General features: G+C 69.7%; 17 protein-coding genes and 1 pseudogene. 8 read left to right on the top strand and 10 right to left on the bottom strand.

Annotation, left to right across the window (positions count from 1 at the left end; translation table 11 throughout):
* Nucleotides 1–34 precede the first annotated feature (34 nt).
* The 7 genes from ACGF7Y_RS16015 to ftsH all read right to left on the bottom strand — a co-directional run bounded on the left by ACGF7Y_RS16015 (nucleotide 35) and on the right by ftsH (nucleotide 6703).
* On the bottom strand, nucleotides 35–982 hold the full coding sequence (locus ACGF7Y_RS16015) for a DUF6779 domain-containing protein (protein WP_393234198.1): 948 nt from the start codon (nucleotides 980–982) through the stop codon (nucleotides 35–37).
* A 69-nt stretch (nucleotides 983–1051) separates the two neighbouring features.
* The gene (locus tag ACGF7Y_RS16010; protein WP_357127734.1) at nucleotides 1052–1522 is read right to left on the bottom strand and encodes a DUF3180 domain-containing protein; all 471 of its coding nucleotides are present in this window, start codon (nucleotides 1520–1522) and stop codon (nucleotides 1052–1054) included.
* Nucleotides 1523–1524: 2 nt separating this feature from the next.
* Nucleotides 1525–2061 carry a 2-amino-4-hydroxy-6-hydroxymethyldihydropteridine diphosphokinase gene (gene folK / locus ACGF7Y_RS16005; RefSeq protein WP_393234196.1) on the bottom strand — a complete coding sequence of 179 codons (537 nt, stop codon included), beginning with the start codon at nucleotides 2059–2061 and terminating at the stop codon, nucleotides 1525–1527.
* Between the two features lie 58 nt (nucleotides 2062–2119).
* The gene (folB, locus tag ACGF7Y_RS16000; RefSeq protein WP_083863198.1) at nucleotides 2120–2557 is read right to left on the bottom strand and encodes a dihydroneopterin aldolase; all 438 of its coding nucleotides are present in this window, start codon (nucleotides 2555–2557) and stop codon (nucleotides 2120–2122) included.
* Nucleotides 2554–3411 carry a dihydropteroate synthase gene (gene folP, locus ACGF7Y_RS15995; RefSeq protein WP_393234657.1) on the bottom strand — a complete coding sequence of 286 codons (858 nt, stop codon included), beginning with the start codon at nucleotides 3409–3411 and terminating at the stop codon, nucleotides 2554–2556. Before folP ends, folB begins: the two co-directional genes overlap by 4 nt.
* Before the next feature lie 143 nt (nucleotides 3412–3554).
* Entirely contained in the window at nucleotides 3555–4166 is a 612-nt protein-coding gene (gene folE / locus ACGF7Y_RS15990; RefSeq protein WP_393234654.1) for a GTP cyclohydrolase I FolE, read from the bottom strand.
* A 149-nt stretch (nucleotides 4167–4315) separates the two neighbouring features.
* On the bottom strand, nucleotides 4316–6703 hold the full coding sequence (ftsH, locus tag ACGF7Y_RS15985; protein ID WP_357127589.1) for an ATP-dependent zinc metalloprotease FtsH: 2388 nt from the start codon (nucleotides 6701–6703) through the stop codon (nucleotides 4316–4318).
* Between the two features lie 356 nt (nucleotides 6704–7059).
* Here ftsH and ACGF7Y_RS15980 point away from each other — a divergent pair, with 356 nt between their 5' ends.
* A complete protein-coding gene (locus ACGF7Y_RS15980) occupies nucleotides 7060–8004 on the top strand; it encodes a hypothetical protein (RefSeq protein WP_393234192.1) in 945 nt (314 codons plus the stop codon).
* Here the strand turns inward: ACGF7Y_RS15980 and ACGF7Y_RS15975 are convergent.
* The gene (locus ACGF7Y_RS15975) at nucleotides 7984–8817 is read right to left on the bottom strand and encodes a DUF1266 domain-containing protein (protein ID WP_393234190.1); all 834 of its coding nucleotides are present in this window, start codon (nucleotides 8815–8817) and stop codon (nucleotides 7984–7986) included. The genes ACGF7Y_RS15980 and ACGF7Y_RS15975 overlap by 21 nt on opposite strands.
* Nucleotides 8818–8976: 159 nt before the next feature.
* Here ACGF7Y_RS15975 and ACGF7Y_RS15970 point away from each other — a divergent pair, with 159 nt between their 5' ends.
* Nucleotides 8977–9240 carry a DUF2277 domain-containing protein gene (locus tag ACGF7Y_RS15970; protein WP_040864529.1) on the top strand — a complete coding sequence of 88 codons (264 nt, stop codon included), beginning with the start codon at nucleotides 8977–8979 and terminating at the stop codon, nucleotides 9238–9240.
* An 8-nt stretch (nucleotides 9241–9248) separates the two neighbouring features.
* On the opposite strand, the gene ACGF7Y_RS15965 is transcribed toward ACGF7Y_RS15970, so the two are convergent.
* Complete coding sequence (locus ACGF7Y_RS15965) at nucleotides 9249–10562, bottom strand: PucR family transcriptional regulator (protein ID WP_393234187.1); 1314 nt, start codon at nucleotides 10560–10562, stop codon at nucleotides 9249–9251.
* A 185-nt stretch (nucleotides 10563–10747) separates the two neighbouring features.
* Here ACGF7Y_RS15965 and ACGF7Y_RS15960 point away from each other — a divergent pair, with 185 nt between their 5' ends.
* The 4 genes from ACGF7Y_RS15960 (at nucleotide 10748) to ACGF7Y_RS15945 (ending at nucleotide 14496) form a co-directional block, all read left to right on the top strand.
* Nucleotides 10748–12349 carry an aldehyde dehydrogenase family protein gene (locus tag ACGF7Y_RS15960; protein ID WP_393234184.1) on the top strand — a complete coding sequence of 534 codons (1602 nt, stop codon included), beginning with the start codon at nucleotides 10748–10750 and terminating at the stop codon, nucleotides 12347–12349.
* A complete protein-coding gene (locus ACGF7Y_RS15955; protein ID WP_393234181.1) occupies nucleotides 12346–13179 on the top strand; it encodes an SDR family oxidoreductase in 834 nt (277 codons plus the stop codon). The genes ACGF7Y_RS15960 and ACGF7Y_RS15955 overlap by 4 nt, the downstream gene beginning before the upstream one ends.
* A gap of 216 nt (nucleotides 13180–13395) precedes the next feature.
* The gene (locus tag ACGF7Y_RS15950) at nucleotides 13396–13590 is read left to right on the top strand and encodes a hypothetical protein (protein ID WP_393234179.1); all 195 of its coding nucleotides are present in this window, start codon (nucleotides 13396–13398) and stop codon (nucleotides 13588–13590) included.
* 18 nt (nucleotides 13591–13608) lie between these two features.
* Entirely contained in the window at nucleotides 13609–14496 is an 888-nt protein-coding gene (locus ACGF7Y_RS15945; protein ID WP_357043713.1) for a LysR substrate-binding domain-containing protein, read from the top strand.
* Here ACGF7Y_RS15945 and ACGF7Y_RS15940 read toward each other — a convergent pair.
* Nucleotides 14486–15979 (bottom strand): amidase family protein, encoded by a 1494-nt coding sequence (locus tag ACGF7Y_RS15940; protein ID WP_393234176.1) that lies wholly within the window; start codon nucleotides 15977–15979, stop codon nucleotides 14486–14488. The two genes, ACGF7Y_RS15945 and ACGF7Y_RS15940, sit on opposite strands and share 11 nt — an antisense overlap.
* Before the next feature lie 177 nt (nucleotides 15980–16156).
* On the opposite strand from ACGF7Y_RS15940, the gene ACGF7Y_RS15935 reads away from it, so the two are divergent.
* The gene (locus ACGF7Y_RS15935; protein ID WP_393234174.1) at nucleotides 16157–18706 is read left to right on the top strand and encodes a serine/threonine-protein kinase; all 2550 of its coding nucleotides are present in this window, start codon (nucleotides 16157–16159) and stop codon (nucleotides 18704–18706) included.
* Nucleotides 18703–19731 (top strand): annotated as a pseudogene (locus ACGF7Y_RS15930) (hypothetical protein); the annotation flags it as partial. The gene ACGF7Y_RS15935 and the pseudogene ACGF7Y_RS15930, both read left to right, overlap by 4 nt.

Here is a 19731-nt window from a genome sequence, read left to right as displayed (position 1 = left end):
TAGGCCGCAGTGCCGGGATGCGGCCCGGCACGGGTCACCGGCGTTCGCGCTCCTCGGATTGCAGGTTGGCCATGATCTCCGCGACCGAGAGACGGCGTGACGGCGTCGCGTCGTCGCTCTCGGCCCTGCGCCGCCTGCGCGCGCTCGGCGTACCCATGGTGGGCGCGGAGGCGGGCCGTGCGGGCGGTTCCTGGGTCGGCTGCGGGCGGGTAGCCGGCCGGGTGGGCGGCTCGTCGCGCGGCTCGTCCGCGGTCTCGGTGAAGGCATCCGCCCAGCCGCGCGGCTCGGCGTGGTGTGCCTGCCCCGCGTCGGCCTGCTCGGCGTCGTCGTCGACGGAGACGACCGCGGTCTCGGCGGTGACCGGATCATCGAAGGGGCTGGCGAAGACCGGCGGCTCCGGATGGTCGGGCTCGAAGATCGGCGTCATGCTGCTACGCGGTTGCTGGTCGGCGAAGACCGACCACATCCCGGCATTCGCGGAGCTATTGTTCCCGGATTCGGTCCCGGAGCTGGTCAGCTCCTGGATCCGGGTCGCGTCGGCGCGCAATGCCGGGCGATCCGTCGGCAGATCGCCGTCGAACAGCCGCTGCAGGCTCTGCCGCAGCACCGTGAGCTCCGCTCGTAAGGCCGCGAGTTCGGCCGCCTCGGCGCCCACTTCCTCGCGGACCCGCGCCTCGACACCGAGTTCGTACTCGCGCCGCGCGGTGACCTCCCGCTCCAGCTGCAACTCGTAGACGGTCTGCAGATCGCGGACCTTCGCCTTGTCGATCGTCGCCTCTTTGCGGTACTTCGTCGCAGCCAGAGCGCCGATTGCCGCGGCCCACAGCGCCGCGACCAGACCTACCCGTACGAACTCGACGCTGTTACTGAAGATCAGGAAAACGCTGGCAACCAGACCGAGCAAGATCAAGACACCGACGAATAATTTTCCCGCGTCCTCCCGCTGTCGACGGGAAGTGCTGCTACGGGAGGGTGAAACCATGCCAGCCAGGGTAGCCAATAGGTCGTGCCGAGCCCAGATTCCGTTTTGTGATTCGATTCGGGACACTAGCTACGTAGTTGCCGCATCGTCGGTTGGATCCTCCGGCGCCCGGCAGCAGTACTCCAGCCACAGGGCCGCAGCAACCAAAGCGACGCCCGCCAGCATCCCGACGATCGCACCGGGGCTGTCGGCGGCGGCCGCGCGCAGCGTGCCGCGCTGCGGGAGGACCCAGCACAGGAAACCGAGCCAGATGCCCGCGGCGATCGAACCCACCTGCGCCGACGCCTTGGCCAGCGCGACGGCCCGGGCCGCGGTGATCGGATGCAACTGGTGGCGGCCGTCGCCGATCTCGTGGTCGTTGACCCGCGCCCGGATGACGAAAGCGAGCACCGCTTCGATCGCGGCCACCGGGTACAGCGAGGCGCCCGCGAAGGTCGAGATCGGCGGGAAGCTGTCGTAGGCCACGCGGGTGGCGATCCACGCGACGAGCGCGGCGATCAGCACGTTCGCCACGATGTCGAGGATGCGGGTCGGCTTCAGTTTCACGACGCCTCGCCCGTCAGCGAGAACTCGGTGCGGCGTACCCCGGCGCGTTCGGCCGGATCGAGCCGCGCCAGCAGATCCGCCACCGGATGCGGCGCGCCGTCGACCTCCAGCACCGCGTCCGGCACCACGTCCAGCCACGGCACCAGCACGAAAGCGCGCCGGTGTGCCTGCGGGTGCGGCAGCAGCAGATCCGGGTCGGCGCTGCGGCACGCGACCGGCTGTCCGTCGCGCAGTTCGGCGCACCACACCACATCCACGTCGAGTGTGCGCGCGCCCCAGCGCACCTCGCGAATTCGCCCCGCTGCCTGCTCCAGCTCCTGGCCGCGACGCAGCCAGTCCGCGCAGCTGAAGGCCGGATCCTCCACCAGCACAGCGGCATTGAGGTAATCCGCCTGCGGGACACCACCCCAGGGCGCCGTGGAGTACACGGCCGAGGCGGCCAGCACGCGGTGTCCGAACCCGTCGAGGACGCTGCGCAGATGCGCGAGCCGGTCGCCCAGATTCGAACCGATGGACAGCACGGCACGGGTCATCGGCGTGCCTCCCCGGCACCCGGCACGATGAAAGTTGCCGTGCCGCAAGGTAGCTCGCTCATTCGGCGGGCTCCCCCCGGTGCCGGGAGGTGACCACCCGCACATCGGCGAAGGTGTGCGGGATCGGCGCGGACGGTTTGTGCAGCACCACCTCGACCGACCTGATCCGCGGATCGGTCATCACGTCGTCGGCGATCTCCGACACCACCGTTTCGATGAGATCGCGCGGCTCACCCTGGACGATGCGCACCGCACGCTCGGCCAGCGCGCCGTAGTCCACGGTGGCGGCCAGATCGTCGGACGCGGCGGCCACCGCGAAATCCACCCACACCGTCAGATCGACCAGGAATTCCTGACCGTCGCGGCGCTCGTGCTCGAACACGCCGTGATGCCCGTAGACGCGCAGGCCGCGCAATTCGATGCGGTCGGCGCCGCGCCGGATCACCGGATCACGCGGCGGTGCCTCGTGTTCGGCGTGGACGGGGGACCGGCTCATCGTCGAGCTCCTTGCGCACTGGGTCGGGCGGTGTCGTGCTGTGCGGCGCGCTGCCGTGCGGCATTCTGCCACGCGTCGGTGACCGTGATGGCGTCCAGCGAGGCGCGCACGTCGTGCACCCGCACGCCCCACGCGCCGTGCAGCGCGGCCAGCGCCGAGATGGTCGCGGTGGCCGTCTCCCGGCCGTCCGGCGGGCGCGGACCCGCCTCGTCGGCGAGCAGCGAACCGAGAAAACGCTTGCGCGACGCGCCGATCAGGACCGGCAGCCCGTGCGCGACCAATTCGGGTAGCGCGCCGAGCAGCGCCCAGTTGTGCTCGGCGTTCTTCGCGAAGCCCAGACCGGGGTCGAGGATCAGCCGGGAGGGGTCGACGCCCGCGGCCACGGCCAGGTCGACCTGCGCGGTGAGTTCGGCGAGCACCTCCGCGACCACGTCGCCGTAGTGGTCCGCCGGTCCGGTGTGCCGGTAGTCGGCGCCCGCCCGCCAGTGCATGAGAATCCACGGGACCCGCGCGGACGCGACCACCCGCACCATGTCGGCGTCGGCGCGGCCGCCGGAGACGTCGTTCACCACCGACACCCCGGCCTCGAGCGCCGCGGTGGCCACGGCGGCGCGCATGGTGTCCACGCTGGTCGGTACGCCCGCCGCGACCAGGCCGCGGATGACCGGAGCCACGCGCGCGGCCTCGGTCGCCGCGTCGATACGGACCGCGCCCGGCCTGGTCGACTCGCCGCCGACGTCGATGATGTCCGCGCCCGCGGCATGCAACCGCATACCGTGGGCGATGGCCAATTCGGGATCGAGGTACCGGCCTCCGTCGGAGAACGAATCGCTGGTGACATTCACCACGCCCATCACGACGCAGGAGCGTCCGGCGCGGGCCAACCCGCGCACCGGGGCGGTCGATCCCGCTTCCGACCGCGCCGTGGCGGTGTCCTGCCTGGTCGCACCAGTCGCCGCGCGCTGCGCGCCGCTCGGTTCGGACACCGCGGGACCGCTCACTTCCGGAGGATCAGATCGAGCGCCTCGGCGCGCGAGGCGGCGTTGGACTGCAGCAGTCCGCGCACGGCGGAGGTGGTGGTACTCGCGCCCGGCTTGCGGATGCCGCGCATCGCCATGCACAGGTGCTCGGCCTCGATCACCACGATCGCACCGCGCGGGTCCAGCTTGCGCATCATCGCGTCGGCGATCTGGCTGGTCAGCCGCTCCTGCACTTGCGGGCGCTTGGCGTACAGGTCGACCAGCCGGGCGAGTTTGGACAAGCCGGTCACCCGGCCGTGCGGGCCGGGGATGTAGCCGACGTGGGCGACGCCGTGGAAGGACACGAGGTGGTGCTCGCAGGTGGAGTACATCGGGATGTCCCTGACCAGCACGAGTTCCTGATGGCCCTCGTCGAACGTGGTGTTGAGCACCGAATCCGGTTCCACGTAGAGCCCGGCGAAGGTCTCCCGGTAGGCGCGCGCGACCCGGGCGGGCGTCTCGAGCAGGCCGGGCCGATCCGGGTCCTCGCCGACGGCGAGCAGCAATTCCCGTACCGCCGCTTCGGCCCGCGCCTGATCGAATGATCTGCCCGTTTCCAATGCGACGGGGCCGGGCTCCGTCACGCCGATGTCGACACCGTTGTGTTCAGCACTGTCCGGTTCGGCGAGGATGTAACCACCGCCATGCTCGTTCGCCGACAATCGAGGACACCTCCAAACTCCCGGGGCGCCGGCAATTTCTCGGCACCCCCACGATGGACGAGCCTAATCGTCATCGCTCAGTGACGACCGTTCGGTCCATCCCAATCGCCGTTGTCGCCCTCACCGTTCGGATTGGTCCGGCGCGGCTCGTCGTAGCCGCCGCGATCGCCGTACCCGTCCCGGTCGTAGCCACCTTCGGGCGCGCCCTGCGGACCCCATTGCTGGTAGCCGTGCCGCGGCTGCTGTGGCTCGCCCCAGCCCGGCTGACCCGGCTGCGGCTCGTCCCGCGGCGGCCAGCCGGGAGCCGACCATCCCGCCGGAGCGCCGTAGTCCGGCCGCGAACCGTGCGTCCCCTGGCGCGGATACGCCGGAGCGGGCGCCTGGGGCAGCGGGTAACCCGACGCGGGCGGGCGGCCGTATTGCGGCGGAGCGCCGTAACCGCTCTCGTGCGGCGGGTATCCGTTGGCGGGCTGCGGCTCGCGCTGCGCGGACGCGGCCACCGGCTCCGCGACCGGCTCCGGCGGCCAGGACTCGCCGCGCTCGGCGGCCAGCTCGCCCGGGGTCTTCACCGGCGGCTTGTCCGAAGGGACGCGGTCGCCGAAATCGTTGAACGCGGTGATGCGCGGGCGCTTCTGCACCGACGTGAGGATCTGCTCGAGATCCTTGCGGTGCAGGGTCTCCCGTTCCAGCAGCGCGGTGGCCAGGTCGTCGAGCACGTCGCGGTACTCGTTCAGGATCGCCCACGCCTCGGTGTGCGCGGCCTCGATCAGGTTGCGCACCTCCTCGTCGATCGCGCCCGCCACCTCGTGCGAGTAGTCCGAGCCCATGCCCATCGAGCGGCCGAGGAACGGATCGCCCTGCTCCTGGCCGTAACGGACGGCGCCGAGCCGGGCACTCATGCCGTACTCGGTGACCATCGCGCGGGCGATCTTGGTGGCCTGGTCGATATCGGAGGACGCGCCGGTGGTCGGCTCGTGGAACACCAATTCCTCGGCCGCGCGGCCGCCCATCGCCATCACCAGGCGGGCGATCATCTCCGAGCGGGTCATCAGGCCCTTGTCGTCCTCGGGCACCGTCATGGCGTGGCCGCCGGTGCGACCGCGGGCCAGGATGGTGACCTTGTAGACCGGCTCGATGTCCGGCATCGCCCAGGCGGCCAGGGTGTGGCCGCCCTCGTGGTAGGCGGTGATCTTCTTCTCGTGCTCGCTGATGATCCGGCTCTTGCGCCGCGGACCGCCGATCACGCGATCGACCGACTCCTCCAGCGATTCGCCGGTGATCATCGCGCCGTTCTCGCGCGCGGTGAGCAGGGCGGCCTCGTTGATCACATTGGCCAGGTCGGCGCCGGACATGCCGACGGTGCGCTTGGCCAGGCCGTCCAGGTCGGCGTCCGGGGAGATCGGCTTGCCCTGCGAGTGCACCCGCAGGATCGCGCGGCGACCGGCGAGGTCGGGGTTGCCCACCGGGATCTGCCGGTCGAACCGGCCGGGACGCAGCAGCGCCGGGTCGAGGATGTCGGGCCGGTTGGTCGCGGCGATCAGGATGATGCCGGTGCGGTCGCCGAAGCCGTCCATCTCGACCAGCAGCTGGTTGAGGGTCTGCTCGCGTTCGTCGTGACCGCCGCCGAGGCCCGCGCCGCGCTGGCGGCCGACCGCGTCGATCTCGTCGACGAAGATGATGCAGGGGCTGTTCTGCTTGGCCTGCTCGAACAGGTCGCGCACCCGGGAGGCGCCGACGCCGACGAACATCTCCACGAAGTCCGAACCGGAGATGGTGAAGAACGGCACACCGGCCTCGCCCGCGACGGCGCGGGCCAGCAAGGTCTTACCGGTGCCGGGCGGGCCGTAGAGCAGGACGCCCTTGGGGATCTTGGCGCCGAGGGCCTGGTAACGGACCGGATTCTGCAGGAAGTCTTTGATCTCGTAGAGTTCCTCGACCGCCTCGTCGGCTCCGGCCACGTCGGCGAACGTGGTCTTGGGCATGTCCTTGGACAGCTGTTTGGCCTTCGACTTGCCGAAGCCCATCATGCCGCCGCGCCCGCCGCCCTGCATACGGGCCATCACGAAGATGAACAGGCCGAGCAGGATGACCATCGGCAGCACGAACAGCAGGATCTGGGTGAACCAGCTCTCCTGCTTGACCACCGTGTTGTACGGGGCGCCGGAGTTCTTCACCGCAGAGAAGACCTGGGCGGAGGTCTCGCTGCCGCCCGGATACTTCGCGATGATCTTGTTCTGCCCGCCGGTGGCGTCGTTGCCGTCCTTCAGCTCGATGCGCAGCTGCTGCTCGCGATCATCGATCTGAATGTTCTGGACGTTGCTCTTGTTCTCGAGCTGGCTGAGGGCAACCGAGGTATCGACGCTCTTCCAGCCCCGCGTGTCGTTGCCGAAATAGCTGAACGCATAGATCACGAGCAGAATGCCCGAGACTATGGCCAGGGTGCGAAACACTGTCTTGCGGTTCATAGAGCGTCGGCCGGGGCGGCCAGTCCTTTCCGGTGTCTCCGGTTCTTGCCTAGCGATGCATCTGGCGCGTCCGGTTCCGCGGGGTTCGGATGCGGACAAGCCACGTTACCGCGTACGGTCTACTCGATACATCGCACAGTTCGGCTGCAGGTGCAGTACGAGGTAAACGGCCGGGGAACGACGGTGGTTCCCGATGTCTCCGGTCCGGCTTCCTCCAAGTGGCAACAATCATGGCATGTTCGGCCTATCGTGAGCGACGACACAACATCGCGGCGCGAGCGACGGGCACGTAGGCGGTAGCTCGCAAACCACGAAGGCCCCGGGAGCGCCGCAGACCAGACACGAGCGCAGGGGGTATGGACATAGTCGAGTTACGGACACCCACAGCGATACTGCGTCACGGCGGCGGCAGGCTGATCGTTCTGCGACCCGGGTCCGACGGCGAGCGCGTGCTCGATGTCCCGGTCTCCGACCTGCTGAAGGTCCGGCTGAACCGGCGCGCGGACGACGCGGTCGTCATCGAGATCTATCTGCGCTACCCGACGCCCGTGCTCACCGGCGTGCCCGCGGACCGCACCCCGCTGCCGGTCCTGATCGCCGAACACGACGTTCCGGCGGCCACCGAGATCGTCGACCGGCTCAATACACAGATCATGGCCACCCAGCGCATCGACGTCGCGGCGCCGGATCTGTGCCCGCCCGCGCCCACCTGGGGGCGCGGCGGTCCCATCCGCGCTGACGTGGAGCGGGCGACGCGCAGGATGTCCCCGCGCCGCGACGCGAAGCAGGCGATAGCGGCTCTGCATCGTTACGTGACGCCGGACGAGTACGTCCTGGAGACCGCGATCGTGGTCGCGCACCCGCCGGCGGGCAACGGTTCCGGCCTGCTCGCCGCGACCACGGCGCGGCTGCTGTTCATCGCCATCGGCGACGGCCGTTACGCGCACGAACTTCCGATTCCGGTGGTCGTGTGGGCCCGGGTCACCGACACCCCGGCCGCGGGCCGCGGCGAGATCGGTCCCGGACGCGGCGCGACGGGCATCGAGGTGCACGACGGCAGCCGGACGCTGCATTTCTCGGGCGCCGACCGCTCCGACACCGATCGGGTCACCTGCGCGGTGAACTTCGCGGTGCGCCGGGAGTCCGCCGACGGCGCCGCGGGTTCCGCCGATCCCGGTGTGGCCCAGTTGTACTCGGAGTGGGAACTGCTGGTCGAGCGGCACTCCCTCGGCATGGTCGACGACGCCCAGTTCCAGCGCTACGGTCGCGGGATCCTGCGCTCACTCCCCGACGGGAACTGAGTTCAGCGCGATCCGCCGCCACGGGCTGGTCGGGCGCAGCCACAGTCGCAGCAACTCCTTGCGGCGGTCGACACCGCCGTTCTTCAGCTCCGCCAGGTCCTCACAGGCCTGCCAATAGGTCCAGCCGGTGAGATAGGCGTCGCCGAACTGACGCCAGTTGCGGTACTTGCTCTGCGCCAGCGGCAGTGCGCGCGCCAGATAGCTCCAGGCCACGTCGGCATCGAGGTACCCGGCCGTGTAGGCCATCCTGGCCACCGCGACCACCCGGGCCAGATCCCAGGCGTGGATGTCGCTGGGCAGCGGCCGCGTCAGATGGTCGGTGAATCCGATCTTGATCGCCTGCGACCAGATGTCGTAGTCGCGGACCAGCGCCTCCGGATTGTCCATCCCCCGAAACGCGCCGACCTGCCGCAGGAACGCCCGGTGCCGGTCGGCGCGCTCACCGAACCGATCGCGCTCGCTGGCGTTGATCGAGGCCGTCACCAGCGGGTGCACCAGCGCGTAGAGCGGGGCGTGCATGCCGTCGAGCAACTGCTCCATCGACGCCTGCGCCTCGGTGCCGTCGGTGATGCCCCACGCACCGGTGAGCGTATCGATGGCCAGCTCGCGCCGATCGCCGAGCGGATGCGCTCGTTCCGGGCCGAGCAGCAGCGCGTCGTGGAACGCGTCCCAGCGCGCCGAGTAGAAGGCGCCGAGGGCCAACGCCCGCAATTCGTTGTCGGATACCGCGGCGCCGGACCAATGGTCTTCCTCCCGCTCGTCCAGCTCCGCGTACGGAAAGGTCGTCAAGGTGGGTACACCGCGCGAAGACATGCCCCGATTGTTCCCCATCCCGCGCGGCCGACGCGCGGTATTCGTGGATGGCGCCGATGTCGCCGCCGCGGACCCGGGGGCGTCCAGCGGGCGAATCGATTTCGGCCTCGGTGACTTCTTGCCCTGACGCGTGTCGTGATCTGGGGCTAGTGTGCTCGCATGTGTAGAAACATCACCGTCCTGCGTGGTCTGGAACCTGCCGCAACCGAGCAGGAAATCTATGCCGCCGCACTGCAGTACGTGCGCAAGGTCGGTGGCGTGTCCGGCCTGAGCTCGACCACCAAAGCGGCCGTCGACAAGGCCGTCGCGGCCATCGCAGAGGCGACCACCACCTTGCTCGCCGAGTTACCCGACCGGAGGGTTGCGCCGCCCACCGAGCCACCGCTGCGCCGCATCGCCGCCCGCGAAGCCGTGGGCGACTAGCCGGCGGTTCAGGGCAGGGCGTCCGTGCCGTAGACGGCGACGCACACCAGCGCGATCTCCAGCGGCAGGCCACGCTCTTCGATCGGATATCCCAGTAGTTGTTCGATCCGCTGCACGCGGTAGCGGACCGTGTTCTTGTGCACACCGAGTACTTTCGCGGTGGCCTCCGGGCTGCGTTGGCTGCGCAGATAGGCGTGCAGCGTCTCGCGCAGCCGCGCGGCGTGCGCGTCCCGCCCGGCCAGTGCGCCTAGTTCCCGCTCGACCAGCCCGCGCATGGCCGCTTCGTCCGCGCCGGCGAGATAGGCGATCTCCACCGTTCGATAGCCCGTGACCCGAGGGCCGCCCGCGGGCGCGCGCTCGGCGACCTGCCGCGCGGCGACCGCCTCACGATGACTGCGGCGGAAGCCCGCGATCCCCCCGGCGGGCACGCCGAACGCCACCCGCACCGGCGCCTCCACCTGCACCGCGGCCAGCCGCTCCACTTCGCCCGGCGCCGCGAGTTCGGCACCGTGTTCTCCGTCGTCCGTACCCGCCCACGCCCACATCGCGCTGGCACCGGACGCAACGGTGAGCACGCGCGCGCTGCCCAGTGCCGCGGCGAGCCGCGCCGCGACCCGATCCAGCAGCCCGGTCGCCTCCGCGTCCGCACCGCTGGCCTCGCCGGTCGGCTCGTCGGTCCACAGCACGAAGGCCAGGTGCCGCTGTGACAGGCGGTATCCCAGCCGCACCGACGCCTGCTCGACATCCACGTCGTCGCCGTCCAGCAAGGCGCGCACCGTCTCGGCGCGCCGGTTGAGCGCGGCGCGCAAGACCTGCTCGCGCTCCTCCATGTAGGTGTCGGTGAGCAACTCGACCGAGGTGCTGATCCACTTCGTGGCCCGCTCGAACAGCCGCAGCAGCACCACGCGCTCGAGTTCCGGCGTGGCCTGCCGCTGCTCGACGACCTCGGTCATGTAGTCCAGCACCGCCTCCATGCCCACGTGATAGACCCGCAGCAGCAGCCGCAGCTCGAAGCCGCGCCGGGCCACGCTGCGCGCGAACGCGTGCGCCTCCTCCGGCAGCGAGAACTCGAAGGCGTCGCTGGCCAGGCGGCTGAGCACGATCCTGGCGTGCGCCCGGGTGCTGGCCGCGAGGTCGCGGCGCATATCGCGATCGGCGAGTTCGGGGATGCGCGCGATGATCACGTCGTCGAGCCGGGTGACGATCCGCTCCAAGACTTCCGCGCGGGTCGTCTCGTAGACGTATTCGGCCAGCCAGTCGCGAACTTCGTCGGGAGCCGGGCTCGGCCGGACCGCGCCGCCCCGCGGCGGACCACCGGTCATCGCGCTCTCCTTCGACTCGGCGGACACTGAGCCATTCTTTGTACCAAGAAAACAAATTTGCCTGTTTTCCTTGACAATCCGGGCCAAGAAACTTGGTTCGGATTGTGTCACGATCATAGTTCAGTGGCCTGCCTCACAGCAGTCAGCAGACCGCGGTTCAACACAACGTCAGTGGGAGAACAGCAGTGACCAACACCGAACCAGCGCCCGCGACCGAGGCGCAGGCACGCGAAACGACCGCGAAGAAGGACGGTCCCGCCGTCATCGAGGTGCGCAATCCCGGCACGGGCGAGGTCGTCGGCACGGTGCCGGACGAGACCGCGGACGCGGTCGCGTCCGCGGTCCGCGAACTGCGGCTGTATCAGCCGGAATGGGAGGCGATCGGCCCCGAAGGACGCAAGGTCTGGCTGCTGAAGTTCCAGGACTGGTTGATCGACAACACCGACCGGCTGGCCACCGTATTGCAGTCGGAAACCGCGAAGCCCCGGGTGGACGCCCTGATCGACCCCGGTTTCGCGACCGATCTGATCGGCTACTACGCCCGCCGCGCGGCGAAGTTCCTGGCCGACGATCACCCCTCGCCGCACAGCCCGCTGGCCCGCGTCAAGCGGCTGACCACGGTCTACCGGCCCTATCCGGTGGTCGGCGTCATCACACCGTGGAATTTCCCGCTGGCCATGCCGGTGATGGACGTCTTCCCCGCGCTCGCCGCCGGGGCGGCCGTCATCCTCAAGCCCTCCGAGGTGACCCCGCTCTCGGCGCTCGAACTGGCCAAGGGCTGGGCCGAGATCGGCGCGCCGCCGGTTTTCGCGGTGGTCACCGGCGCGGGCGCGACCGGAGCGGCCGTGGTCGGCAACGCCGACTACATCCAGTTCACCGGCTCGACCGCGACCGGCCGCAAGATCGCCGCCGCCTGCGTGGAACGGATGGTGCCCTACAGCCTGGAACTGGGCGGCAAGGACCCGGCCATCGTCTTGGCCGACGCCGACCTCGAGCGCGCCGCGCACGGCATCGCCTTCGGCGGCATGTTCAACTCCGGCCAGGTCTGCATCTCGGTGGAGCGGGTGTACGTCGAGGCACCGGTGTACGACGAGTTCGTCACCAAGCTCACCGCCAACGTCAAGGCGCTGCGCCAGGGCCTGGACGGGCGCGATTCCAAATACGACGTGGGAGCGCTGGCCAACGAGAACCAGGTGGCGATCGTGCAACGCCACGTCGAGGAGGCCGTCGCGGCGGGCGCCAAGGTCCTCACCGGCGGCAAGCGGGCCGGATTCGGCACCGCCTTCGAGCCGACCGTGCTGGTGGACGTCGATCACTCCATGTCCTGCGTCACCGAGGAGACCTTCGGCCCGACGCTGCCGGTGATGAAGGTGGCCGACGAGTCCGAGGCGGTACGGCTGGCCAACGACTCCGTCTACGGCCTCTCGGCGTCGGTGTGGACCGGCGACAAGGAGCGGGGCGAGCGGATCGCCCGGCAACTCAACGCCGGTGCGGTCAACATCAACGACGTCTTCGCCAACCTGTTCAGCTATGCCCTGCCGATGGGCGGCTGGGGCCTGTCCGGTGTCGGCGCCCGCTGGGGCGGCGCGAACGGTGTGCGCAAGTACTGCCGTCAGCAGGCGATCACCACGCCGATCCTGCCGACCCAGCAGAAGGAACTGTTCTGGTACCCGTACTCGATGCCGAAGTTGCTGTTCGCACTCGGCGCGATGCGTGCGGCGGGGGCGCGCGGCCTGCGCCGCCTCGACCTTCCGGCCCTGCTGAAGCTGAAGGGAGACGACAAGTGACCGACGCGAAGCAGATCCGCGGCAAGGTCGTCGTCATCACCGGCGGCGCCCGCGGCATCGGGCTCGCCACCGCGACCGCGCTGCAAGCCCTCGGCGCGCAGATCGCGATCGGCGACATCGACGAGACCACGGTCAAGGAGTCGGGCACGGCACGCGGCTTCGAGCTCTACGGCAGGCTCGATGTGACCGATCAGGATTCGTTCGACGGGTTCCTGGACGAGGTGGAGCGCACCCTCGGCCCGATCGACGTGCTGATCAACAACGCGGGCATCATGCCGACCGGCAAGCTTGTGGACGAGCCGGATCCGCTGACCAGGCGCATCCTGGACATCAACGTTTATGGCGTGATCCTGGGCTCCAAACTGGCGCTGCGCCGGATGCTGCCGCGCGGCAGCGGGCACATCATCAACATCGCCTCGCTGGCCGGTGAGGCCCACATCCCGGGTCTGGCCACCTACAACGCCAGCAAGCACGCGGTGCTGGGATTCACCGACACGCTGCGGGAGGAGTACCGCGGCACCGGCGTGCGCTTCTCCTCGGTGCTGCCCACGCTGACCAACACCGAATTGGGCTCCGGCGTCACCGCGCCCAAGCTGATGCGCGCCGCCGAACCGGAGGAGATCGCCGACGCCGTCGCGAAGCTGATCGTCGCGCCGAAGTCGAAGGTCAGGGTGACCGCGGTGGCCGGATTCATCTCCCAGTTCGTCGGGCTGCTGCCGGAAGCGCTCGGGGACGGCATCGGCCGGGCACTCGGGTCCGGCCGCGCCTTCCTCGCCGACGTCGACGCGGACAAGCGCAAGGCCTACGAGGAGCGCGCCCGCGGGGTGTGAGACACAGCGCTGAGCCGAGGCGCCGCGGCCGGGATTCGTCTCGGTCGCGGCGCCTCGCTTTGTACAGCGGACGCACAGCGAGCGCCCTTCACCCACCGTCATGTGAGGAAAATCACGCGAGGTCTCGATTACATCGACCAGACGGTCAGGGGCAAATTCTCAGCCGGTGATCGGCGCCCGCAGGGATGTCCACAATCCGCCATTGACCCTCCGGCAATGACCTCATTCGTGCTGGTCAACTGCCCAACTATGACAGCAGGAGGGCAACAGCTGCGCGCATGCCGAGAATTCGCCAACCGGTTGATGCGCAACACCATCACAGGCAATATGCTGTCCCTAACAAACCTGCCGACTGTTTCGGCACCCGTATCCGAACTTTTCGGCCTGATAAGCCTGGAAATTCCGGACTGATTCTGATAGCAAGGGGCTATGGACCCGCATTTGCGCGACCTGCGGTATTTCGTCGCCGTCGCTGAGGAACTGCACTTCACCAACGCCGCTCAGCGGCTGCACATCGCTCAACCCACCCTGTCGCGTCAGATCCGTCAGCTGGAACGTCAGCTCGACGTGGTCCTGTTCGACCGCAACCAGCGCAGTGTCGCACTGACCGTCGCGGGCAAGGAGCTGCTCGAAGGCGCCCGCAAGATCTTGGAGCTGTGGGAGGTCACCAACGTCTCGCTCCAGGAGGCGGGCGAGGTGTTGCGCGTCGGCATCCAATCCGCGCTGGGTCGCGGTCTGCTCAGCGATCTGGAGAGCGCGAGCGGGCATCGCCTCGCACTGCACGCCGCTTCATGGACCGACCCCTCCAGCGGGCTCGCCGGGCGCCAGGCCGACCTCGCTCTGGTCTGGCTGCCGCTGCCGGACCAGAGCCGCTATCGCTGGCAGGTGCTGCGCACCGAACCGCGGTGGGTACTGCTTCCGGAGAACCACCCGCTGGCCGTCTCGGAGACCATCGAGTTCGCCGATCTGCTCGACGAACCGTTCGTCGCGCTGCCCACCGAAGCCGGTGCGGTGCGCGATTTCTGGCTCGGCAACGACGGACGCGCCGGCCGTCCGCCGAAGATCGGCGCCGAGGCCGCGACCGCCGAGGACAAGCTGGAAGCCGTGAGCCTCGGCCTCGGCGTGTGCCTGCTCGCCGAGAACAACGTGCCGATGTACCGCTGGCCGGGGCTGACCGCGCGTCCTGTGTCGGGGCTCGCACCGTGCGAGCTGGCCGTGGCGTGGCGGGCCGACGACAACCGGCCGACCATCCTCGAGTTCGCGGGCCGGGCCGTCGACGGCGGATTCGCCGCGCAGCAATCGCCGGTCAGCGTCTGAATCGGCCCGCCGTGGTTGCGGGCGCCGTGCGCTGCCACGGATAGTGGGCCTCCAGTTGCGCGGCCAGCCGTAGCAGGGTGGATTCGCTGCCTGGCGGCCCAGCGAGCTGGGCCGCCACCGGCGTACCCGACCGGGGATGCTCGCCCATGGGGACGGATGCGGCCGGCCAGCCGACCAGATTCCACAGCGGAGTGAAGGGGGCGAATCGCGCGCCCGCGAGCAGCGTGGCCGGCCGATTGCGGAAGTGCCAGGCCCGCACCGGGGGCGGCGGGGCGGCGAGCGTGGGAGTGATCACCACGTCGTAATGCTCGAAGAACTCCAGTAGTCGCGCCTCGACCCGGTCGATCTGGGCGGGCCGCGCGAGCCGTAACCGATGCACCGTCCGGCCCAGGGCCAGTCGATGCCGGGCTCTCCGGGATAGCTGGTCGGGCTCGGGTAGCGCGGGAGCATCGCGCGCACCGAGGGCCAGCCAGCGTAGGGATGCCGCGAACAGCGCGTTTCCGTACGGTAGCGCGGTCGGTTCGACGAGATGGCCTGCCGCCGCGGCCAGCGAGGCCGCTCTGCGGGCCGCGGCCGTCCAGTGCCGGTCGACGCGCGTCAGGCGAGAAGGTGGATCCACGGCCAGTCCGATCCGTAGTCGGGCGGGTGGATCCACCTCCGCTAGGTCCGGCCGCGCCGCCAGCACCGACAGCGCCAACGCGGCGTCGTCCACGCTCGTCGCGAGGACACCGCTTTCGACCAATCCGGACCAGGCGCCCGCACCGGGGACGGTGTACTGCCCGGGCTTGATCCCGAAGACGCCACAGCACGCGGCGGCGACCCGCACCGCGCCCAAGCCGTCGCAGCCGTGTGCCACCGGGACCAGCCCGGCCGCGACGGCGGCGCCAGCCGCGCTTCCCGCGTTGCGTGCGGGGTTCCACGGATTGCGGACGACCAGTTCCGTGCCCGCGCTGGTCACCCATCGGCTCAGCTCGGGCGCCGTCACGAGGCCAACGACCACCGCGCCCGCCGCGCGCAGCCTGGCCACCACCGGATGATCCGCGTCGGCTGCCGGGCCCCACGGCACCGGCTCGCCCGCGATCGGGAGGCCGTGTTCGACCGCGACCGGGACACCGGCCAGCGGGAGTACGTCGAGGTCGTCGCGCTCCATCAGACCGACCGACTCGGCCATCGCCTGTTCGGCCCGGACAACGCTGAACGCGGTGCGTTCGCGGTCCGCCGCCGAGATCCGCGTCCCGGCATCCGCGGCCACCTGGCCGGGGTGCAGCAGGCCGTCTCGCACGCACGCCGCGATCGTCGCGGCCGGACCGCGTTCGAGACCGGCCTCGGCTTCCCGAGCGCTCTGCGGCCGTACGCCCGCGCCGGCCCCGAGCGGTCGGATAAGGACCGGTTCGCTGGTCTTCGCATTCGGAATGGTTGTTCGCGGCGCGGCGCGTCCCGCCGATATCGAGCCGTCCGCCACCATTGCGGCCTCGTCAGACATGTGCTGGTCATCCCCCGTCGCGTCGTTGTCGAAATCGGGTGATCCACTGTCGTGCCGCAAGTTATCATTTCGAATACGGCACGGGGGATGATGGTGTGGGGTGTGGCGGAAATTTCCGGCCATCCGACAACGACCGATGCGGATTCCGCGGCGTCCGCCGAGCCACAAGGTCCGAGCATGAGTGTGAACTCTGGAAGAAGTTCCGATCCCGACACAGGTGTTTCCACCCGTCCGAGGGGTGGCGAGTTGTCGCATGCCGAATCCGACGCGGTAGCGGCGTTCTCGGCGGCATGGAAATCGACCCGGCGCCCGCCGACGATCGCCGATTACCTACCCGACGCCACCACATTGCGTCGCGAGGCATTGCTCGAGCTGATCCGCGTCGACTTGCGCCATCGCTGGTTGCGTCGCCCGGCGACGGCCACGAGCACCGTGCCGGAACCGGCCACGCGGCTGCGTTTGGCCGATTACTGCGCCGAATTTCCCGAACTCGCGTCCGACGATATTCCGGCCGGTCTGGTGTACGAGGAGTTCGTCATCCGCCGCCAGAGCGGCGAGCGAGTGGATCCGCGCGAATGCCTGCGCGAATATCCGCGTCAGGCCGAGCAACTGCGCGAGTTGTTGAACACCGACGACATCGATCAGAGCACCCGCCGCGCGACTACCGAGGATTCTTCCCGGACCGTGTTGGCGCATACCGGATCGGTCCTCGCCGACACCGCATTGAACCGAACCGCCGAGTCTCTTCGTGATTCCGAGGTGACCAGAACGACCGCCGCCGATCTGACGGGCACGGCCACCGCCGCGCCCACGACGATCGGGACCGGGCCGGGCCGCTCCGACCCGCTCGACCGCATCGAGATCGGTCAGCGCATCGATGACTTCGATCTGCTGACCGGTCTGGGCAGCGGCGCTTTCGCCCGGGTCTTCCTGGCCCGGCAGCGCTCGCTGCAACGGCTGGTCGCGGTCAAGATCTCCTTGGACCACGGCACCGAGCCGCAGACGCTGGCCCAGCTCGACCACGACTACATCGTGCGGGTCTTCGACCAGCGGCTGCTCGACGACGCCGAGGGCGCCGCACGCAGGCTGCGACTGCTCTACATGCAGTTCCTCCCCGGTGGCACGCTGCTGGGGGTGTTGCGCTGGGTGCGCGCCACCCCGCCCGCCGAGCGCAGCGGGCGGCTCCTGCTGGACGCCGTGGACGCTGCCATGGAGGAGAAGGGCGAGATCCGGCCGACCGATTCCAGCGTGCGCGCCGAGATCGCGAAGCTGAGCTGGCCGGAGACGGTGGCCTGGCTGGGTCGCAGGCTGGCCGAGGCGCTGGACTACGCCTCCTCGCACGGCGTGCTGCACCGCGACGTGAAACCGGCCAACGTCCTGCTCACCGCCGAGGGCGTGCCGAAGCTGGCCGACTTCAACATCAGCTTCAGCCGCAACGTGGAGGGCACCAGCCCGGTGGCCTACTTCGGCGGTTCACTGGCCTACATGTCGCCGGAACAGCTGGAGGCCTGCCATCCCAGCTTCGGCCGCAGCGCCGCCGACCTGGACACCCGTGCCGACATCTATTCGCTGGGCGTGGTGCTGTGGGAGTTGCTCACCGGCGCGAAGCCGTTCGACGACCGGACGGCGGGCGCGGGCAACCAAGGCGACGACACCGCACTGGAGGCCATGCTGGAGCGGCGCAGCGCCGGCGTGAACGAGGCCGCGTTGGCGCGGGTCCCGGCCGACTGCCCCGCCGCCTTGTGCCGCGTACTGCGGACCTGTCTCGCCCCGGACCGAGACGACCGCTGGTCCAGTGGCACCATCCTGGCCAGGCAGCTGGAGATGTGCCAGGACGCCCGCGCCCGCGAGCTGGTCGACCCAGCGCCGAACAGCTGGCGGCGGCGGCTGCGCCCGCACATCGTCCCGGTGTCGCTGGCGGCCATGGCGCTGCCGAACGTGCTCGCCTCGCTCTACAACATCCAGCACAACCAACACCTGATCATCAGCCGGATGACCGAGGAAGCCCAGCAGACCTTCCTCGTCATCACCGGCGCCGTGAACGCGATCTTCTTCCCGACCGGAATCGCGCTCGTGCTGTACATGGCGAGATACGTGCTGACGGTGCCGCGCGGCCTGCGCAAGGGGCGACGATACGACCCGGAAACCCTGCGGCGTGCCCGACGCGACGCGCTGCTGATGGGCGACCGGGCCGTGGCCGTGGCCTTCTCGCTGTGGGTGCTGGCCGGGCCGATCTTCCTGATCGCGCTGCAAGTGTCGACCGGAGGGATACCGACGCGCTCCGTGGTGCACTTCTTCTCGTCACTGGTGGTGTGCGGTGCGATGGCGGTCGCTTATCCCTTCTTCCTGCTGACCTTCTACATGGTGCGGTGCGTCTATCCGCTGTTCCTCCGGCACGGGGACATCAGCCCTGAGGACGCGGTGTGGCTGCGCGGCCTGGACCGGCGCTGCAACGGCTACCTCGCGGTCGCCGCCTCGGTGCCGCTGCTCGCGGTCGCCGGGGTGACCTTCCTGCCCCCGTCCGACATCCCGTCGGTCATCTTCGCGGTCCGGCTGCTGTGCGTGGGCGGCATAATCGCGTTCGTGGGGACCTATCTGATCTTCCGTGCGCTGGAAGCGGATCTGCGGGCGCTGGAACGGGTGGTCGATCCCGAATCCGCCGTAACGGGGTCCTCGGAGGGCAGGTCCGCCCAAGCGAACAAGACCGCTGCGGAGACCACCACGTGAGCTTGCCCCGCACCCATGCCGTCGCCCGGTTCTCCGCCGACTGGCAGCGCAGCATCCACGGCGACCGGCTGCCACCGCAGATCCGCGACTACGTACCCGACGGCACACAGGTTCGCTTGGCGGTGCTCGTCGACCTGATCCGGGTGGATCTGCGGCGGCGCTGGGAACACGAGGGGCTCGGCAAACGGATCGCGGAGTACCGCGAGGAATTCCCCGAAATGGCGGACAGCCCGGAACTGGTCGATCTGCTGTGCGAAGAATTCCTGGCGCGCCGTGAACTCCGATCGCTGCCGCTGAAGGACTTCCTCGCCGAATATCCGGAGCGCGCCGGCGCGATACGCGAACGTCTCGCCGATTTCGCCGACGACGCGGGGACGAACGCCGAATCGAGCGAAGCCGTCGCCGCGCTGGCCGACCTCGCCCCCGGTCTGCGAATCGACGACTTCGACCTGCTCACCGATCTGGGCGCCGGGCTGCTGGGCCGCGTCTTCCTGGCCAGGCAGCGTTCCATGCAGCGGCTGGTCGCCGTCCGGTTCTCGGCGGGCCGGGCGGGCGCCCCGCGCACGATGGCCCAGCTCGATCACGCCCACATCGTGCGCGTCTTCGACCAGCGGGTGCTCAGCGCCGACGCCGCGCGCACGCTGACGGTCGCCGGTGCGCCCGCGAACGGCGGCCACGCCATCGCGAGCGCAGCCGACGCGGACGCGACTCTCGCCGCGCCACAGCCCGCCCGCCACCTCGCGCTCGCGAAGTCGGACGCCACGGTCGCAGCCCCACCGGGCCACCCCGGCGGCGACGCGACGGTCGCGCAGCCCGGCGCCCGGCGAGCCGATGCAGCTCACATCCGGCAGTCCACCACGGACGACGCGACAATCGCCCAGCCCCACACCCAACCAGCTGACGCGACACACAGCCGACGATCCACCACAGACGACGCGACAATCGCCCAGCCCCACACCCAACCAGCTGACGCGACACACAGCCGACGATCCACCACAGACGACGCGACAATCGCCCAGCCCCAC

The organism is Nocardia sp. NPDC047654, assembly GCF_043205035.1.
GTDB lineage: Bacteria > Actinomycetota > Actinomycetes > Mycobacteriales > Mycobacteriaceae > Nocardia.
Note: the sequence above shows the minus strand (reverse complement) of the source record. Positions and strands in the feature narration are given on the sequence as shown.